Origin of the sequence: Streptomyces panacea (assembly GCF_040560175.1) — a bacterium.
GTDB lineage: Bacteria > Actinomycetota > Actinomycetes > Streptomycetales > Streptomycetaceae > Streptomyces > Streptomyces panacea.
The window spans coordinates 1-5,095 of the sequence record NZ_JARJHW010000297.1 but is presented as its reverse complement, the minus strand read 5'-3'; the positions used below and the strand labels follow the sequence as shown (position 1 = coordinate 5,095).

General features: G+C 68.9%; 3 protein-coding genes. All 3 read right to left on the bottom strand.

What is annotated here, in order from left to right:
- Nucleotides 1–2,431, bottom strand: a 2,431-nt coding sequence (locus tag P3L51_RS34860) for an SDR family NAD(P)-dependent oxidoreductase (protein ID WP_354609377.1), incomplete at its 3' end; no start/stop codon positions are given.
- Nucleotides 2,428–3,549, bottom strand: coding sequence for a DNA alkylation repair protein (locus tag P3L51_RS34855; protein ID WP_354609376.1), 1,122 nt, complete (start codon nt 3,547–3,549; stop codon nt 2,428–2,430). The genes P3L51_RS34855 and P3L51_RS34860, both read right to left, overlap by 4 nt.
- On the bottom strand, nt 3,542–5,095 hold a 1,554-nt coding region (locus P3L51_RS34850; protein ID WP_354609375.1), incomplete at its 5' end, for an acyltransferase domain-containing protein. The genes P3L51_RS34850 and P3L51_RS34855, both read right to left, overlap by 8 nt.

Below are 5,095 nucleotides of genomic sequence, written 5' to 3'. Positions count from 1 at the left end.
CGGTGCGCGGCAGGGATTCGAGGTGGGCCAGCAGCGCGCCGACGTCGGTGTGCTCGAAGAACACCATGGGGTCGATGTCGAGCCCGTCGGCGGTCAGCGACGCCGCCAGCTCGACCGCCATCATCGAGTCGAGGCCCAGTTCCAGCAGGTCGTCCTCGGCGGACACGCCGTCGAGATGCAGGACGTTCGTGAGCGCGTGGGTGAGCGACGGCCACAGCCCGGATTCCGGTGTGACAGCAGTCATGGGTGCATCCTTCGCTTCGGCGGCGGACAGGACGTAGTGCGCGGGGGGTCGGTCCAGGGCCATGCGGAGCAGGTCGATGCCGTCGTCCGCGGTGAGGGCCGGGATGCCGGGCGCGGCGGCCTTCGGGGCGATGGTCTCCCCCATCCCGACGGTCCACAGGCCCCAGCCGAGGCTGTACCAGGTACGGCCTTCGGCGCGTTGGCGGGCGGCGTAGCCCTCCAGATAGGCGTTGGCCGCGGCGTAGGCGCTCTGACCGAGATTCGCCCGTACGGCCGCGACCGAGGAGAACAGGGCGACGAAACCCGGCTGTTCGTGCCCGGACACCAGGTCGGTGAGCGCGTGTACGCCGCCGACCTTGGGCCCGAGAACGGTGTCGACCTGCTCGGGCGTGAGGTTGCGCGCCAGTCCGTCACGCAGGACTCCGGCGGCGTGGAACACCCCGTCGTAGCGTGCGGCGCCGGCCAGTTCCTCGCGAAGTGAGCGGACGTCCGCCGCCACGACCGTCAGGTCGCAGCGCGCGCCGAGTCGATCGAGGCGTTCCCGGGTCGCTCCCTTGTTCGGCACGGTTCGCCCGACCAGCGTCAGATGCGCGCAGCCCGCGTCCGCGAGGAACTCCGCGACGCGCAGGCCGATGCCGCCCATGCCGCCGGTGATCAGGAACCGGCCACCGTCGTATCGCACCGGGGCGGTGGTGCTCGTGTGCTGCGGCTGTACGGAGGGTTCGTACCAGGTGTCGTCGCGCAGGGCGAGTTCCGGCCGGTCCTGTCCGAGCACCTCCCGGAGGACAGCGGTGTCACCGTCGTCAGGGCCGATCGCGATCTCGGGTCCGAGATCGACCAGGCGGACCCTGGCGCGGGGATACTCGACGCGCAGGGTGCGGCCGAGGCCCCACAGTGCGGTCATGAACGGGTCGACGACATCCTCCGCCGCCACCCGGTGTGCGGCGGAGGTGACGATCAGCAGGTCGGACATCGGCGGACGCGCCGCGAGTCCGCGCACCAGCGTGAAGACACCCTGGAGGGCTTCCGTCACCTGCGCCTCGCCGCTCAGCCCGCGCGGTGCCACGTACACGACGTCCCGGAAGGCGGCATCGGCCGGCAGCGTGTCGAGGCCCCCGTCGGACAGCTGCGCCGGCGTCATGTGTACGCCGTGCCGACCACCCGGTGGAGGGAGGTCGTGCGTGGACACGATCAGCACGGGTCTGTCGGGGCCATCGGGTCCGTCGGGACCGTCGGGCGCGGCCGGGTGTACGGGGGCGACGTCGGCCTTCCGCCAGACGACGGTCTCGATCAACGAGACCGCCGGCAGCCCCTGTTCCGAGACGTCGGGTACCGAAGGGACCTTGGTGGTGGACGCGGTCGACGCGGTGGACGCGATCGACGCCGCGGGCGCGTCGGACGCCACGGGCTTGGCGGCCTTGAGGGTGATGCGTTCCAGCTCCAGCAGGACTTCCCCCTGCTGATTGCAGACCGTGGCCCGTCCCCGTACGGCACCACCCTTGCCCCCGGCGTCGCCCGGCTCGTCCCGCTCGACCAGGGCGATCACCGTGCCGGAGATCCTGCGGCGGGCCACCAACCGGGCGACGTACCAGGGCAGGCACGCCCCGGCGGCACCCCCGTCGAGCATCCCGAGCGCCTGGAAGACGCTGTCGAGCAGCGCCGACGGTACAAAGGGGGGAGCCGACGCCGCGTTCGAATCGCCACCGGCCCTGAGCATCAGCAGCATCCGGCCCGGGCCCCGGTGCGCCGACCGGATCACCTGGTACGCAGGCCCGTACGCGATCCCGCTCGCCTCGCGCCACGCGGCCACATCGGACAGCGGCACCTGCTCCGTGCACCCGGCCCTCAGTGCGGCCACATCCACATAGCGTGGCGGCGGTAACTGGCTGCCGGAGACCCGGGCAGTGCTGTAGACGACCGGGACGCCGTGTTCGGGCCGGACGGAACGGACCGCGCAGCCGCCGTCCTCGCCGGTGTGGACCTCGATCTCCGCCTCGGGGCCCACAACCAGCAGCGGCACGCGGAAGGCGATCTGCTCCAAGGTCCACCAGCAGTCCGGGCGGCCGGCGTCGCACGCGGACAGCATGGCGTCGATCTGCGCGGCGGCGGGAAGGACCGGGATGCCGCCGATCCGGTGGTGCGAGACCAGCGGATCGGCAGCACTGAGAACGGACCTGACGCCGTTCATGTGAGTAGGCCGAATCTCTCGGTGGCCTGGACGAGACCGTTCACCTGAATGTCGACGGTGTGCTCACCCGCGTAGTACCGGCGGGTCTGCACCTCCCTGATCGTGTGGGTCTTCTCCAGGGACCGCCGCTCTCCGGAGGCGAGTTCGAGGGTGACCAGCTTGAAGACCTTCGGGATACTGCGCCCGTTCTTGCGCACGTGGTGCACCACGTAGTCGATCGTGATGCTGTGTGCCCGGTCGTCGGTGTTCTCGATGTCGAAGCTGATGACGAGGGTGTCCCCGATGGTCACCGTCTGGGGGGTGATGCTCAGCCGGGGTACGCGGACATGCTCGCCGCCCGTTGCCCCGAGAATGGCGAGGGCCTGCTGATCGCCCTTCTTCACCAGGGTGCGCAGTCCGTGCTTGACGATCCAGTTGGTCTCGGGGGTGGGGCTCTCCTCCAGCCACCGCAGTGCGGTGGCGAGCGCGAGATCGGGGGCGTCCTTGGAGATGTCGTTGAGGTTGTTGGCGACGGACTTGCGCACATACTCCGACGGGTCGCTGCGCAGTGGTTCGAGGATCTCCAGTACCGGCCGGGGGTCCTTGACGAACACGGTCAGGGTCCGCGCCCAGGGCAACCGGGAGCGCACTCCTTCGGTCGCCAGGCGCCGCACATTGTGGCTCGGGCTCTGTGCCCACAGGGCGACGCGCTCCATCGTCGGCGCGTAGTGCTGTTCGAGGTAGGGCCGGATCGCGTACTCGCCCGTGTGCCGCTTGGTGATCTCCTCGATGGCGTCCAGCGACAGGTCGGGGTGGTCGAGGCCGTACTCCTCGACGAAGCGTGCGACCGGCATGAGGAACCAACTGGAGTTGAACATGCCCTCCCCTTCGGCGAGTTCGTCGCCGAGGACGGTGAGGAGGATCGGTACGGCGCGGGTGTAGTCGGCGGGCAGGCGGGTGCGCAGGCCCTCGGCCAGGACGAGGACGCGGTCCTTCAGTTCTTTGTCGGGGATGCGCGACTCGACCTCGGCCGCGTAGCCCGCCACGTCGAACTCGGGGTGTACGGCGCGGATCCTGTCGCCGATCAGGCGTGCCGCGTCGCCGTTGAAGTGTCGCTTGAGTCCGTATTCGCTAGCCATGGTTCAGGTGCCTCTTCGTCTCGTTCTTCTGGTTCGACGTGGTCTCGGGCGGACTGGAGGAGATCCAGAACCGCTGTCGGTTGAAGGGGTAGGTGGGGATGGTGGTGGTGCGCCGGTCCTTGCCCGGGTGCAGACCGGCCCAGTCCAGATCGGCTGAAGTCTGGTTGATGTACGCGCCGACGGCCGCGTGCAGTTGGGCCTGGTCGGTGCGGTCCCGACGCAACGTGGTCAGCCACGTCGGTTGTGTCTCACCCCACGACGCCTTGGCCAGCGAGGTGAGTTGGGGATGCGAACCGATCTCCCACACCGATCCCGCACCCACCTCCGCCAGGGTGTTAACAGCTTGGGAGAAACGCACCGGTTCACGAATAGCCCGCCCCCAGTAACCCGGATCGGTAGCCGTCCCGGCGGAATGCCAGCCACCCGTCACACCCGACACGAACCCGATCACCGGAGCCGACAGCGACCTGCCCGCCACCGCCTCGACAAACGGCGCCACCGCACCCTCCATCGCCACCGAATGAAACGCATGACTCACCGCCAGCATCTGCGTCCGCAAACCCGAACCCTCACAGAAGCGGGAAACCGCATCCGCCGGACCCGTGACCGTCACCGATCGACGCGCGTTGAACGCCGCAACCTCCACCCCCGGACAATCAGCAACAGCCGCCACCACAACCTCAGTGTCCGCATGAACCACCGCCATCGCACCCTCACCCGGCTGCGACTCCATCAACCGCCCACGCAACGCCGCCAACTCCAACAAATCCCCCAGATCCAACACACCCGCCACCCACGCCGCAGTCAACTCACCCAGACTGTGACCCACCACCACATCCGGACGCACCCCCACCGACTCCAACCACCGCACCAACCCCACCTGCACACTCACAATCGCCGGCTGCGCAAACCCCGTCCGATCCAACACACCCCCAGACCCATCACCGAACAACAACTCCCCCAACGGCACACCCACACGCCCGACCAACAACCCCGCACACTCATCCACCGCCGCCCGAAACACCGGCTCCACCCCATACAACCCACGCCCCATACCCACATACTGCGAACCCTGCCCCGTAAACATGAAGGCCGAAGGCTGTGCCTTGCCGCCCTTCCGGGACGGGGTGCCGCGACCCGTTACGACTTCCTTCAGCCCGGCGGCGAGTTCACGGGCATCGGCGCCTCGCACGGCCACCCCATAACGGTGGGCGGCGCGACCGGTGTTGGCGGTGAACGCGAAGTCCCCGAGATCCTCCTCCGAGGTGTCGATCAGCGCTTCCGCGTAGGAGTCGGCGAGGGTTCGGAGCGCGGTCTCGTCCGCCGCACTCACCCGCACCACATACGAGTCCTGCACCCGCGATTCACGCACCGGCACCGGAGGGGCTTCTTCCACGATCACATGGGCGTTCACCCCACCCATGCCGAACGCGCTCACCGCGGCACGCCGAGGCTCCCCGTTCCGAGGCCACACCACCGCACGATCAGCCAGATAGAACGGCGTCCCCTCGAACTGGATGTGATCATTCGGCCGCACGACGTGCAA

Excerpts from the sequence above, each read along its gene's own strand:
- P3L51_RS34855 (WP_354609376.1), bottom strand. The coding sequence starts at position 3,549 with ATGGCTAGCGAATACGGACTCAAGCGACACTTCAACGGCGACGCGGCA.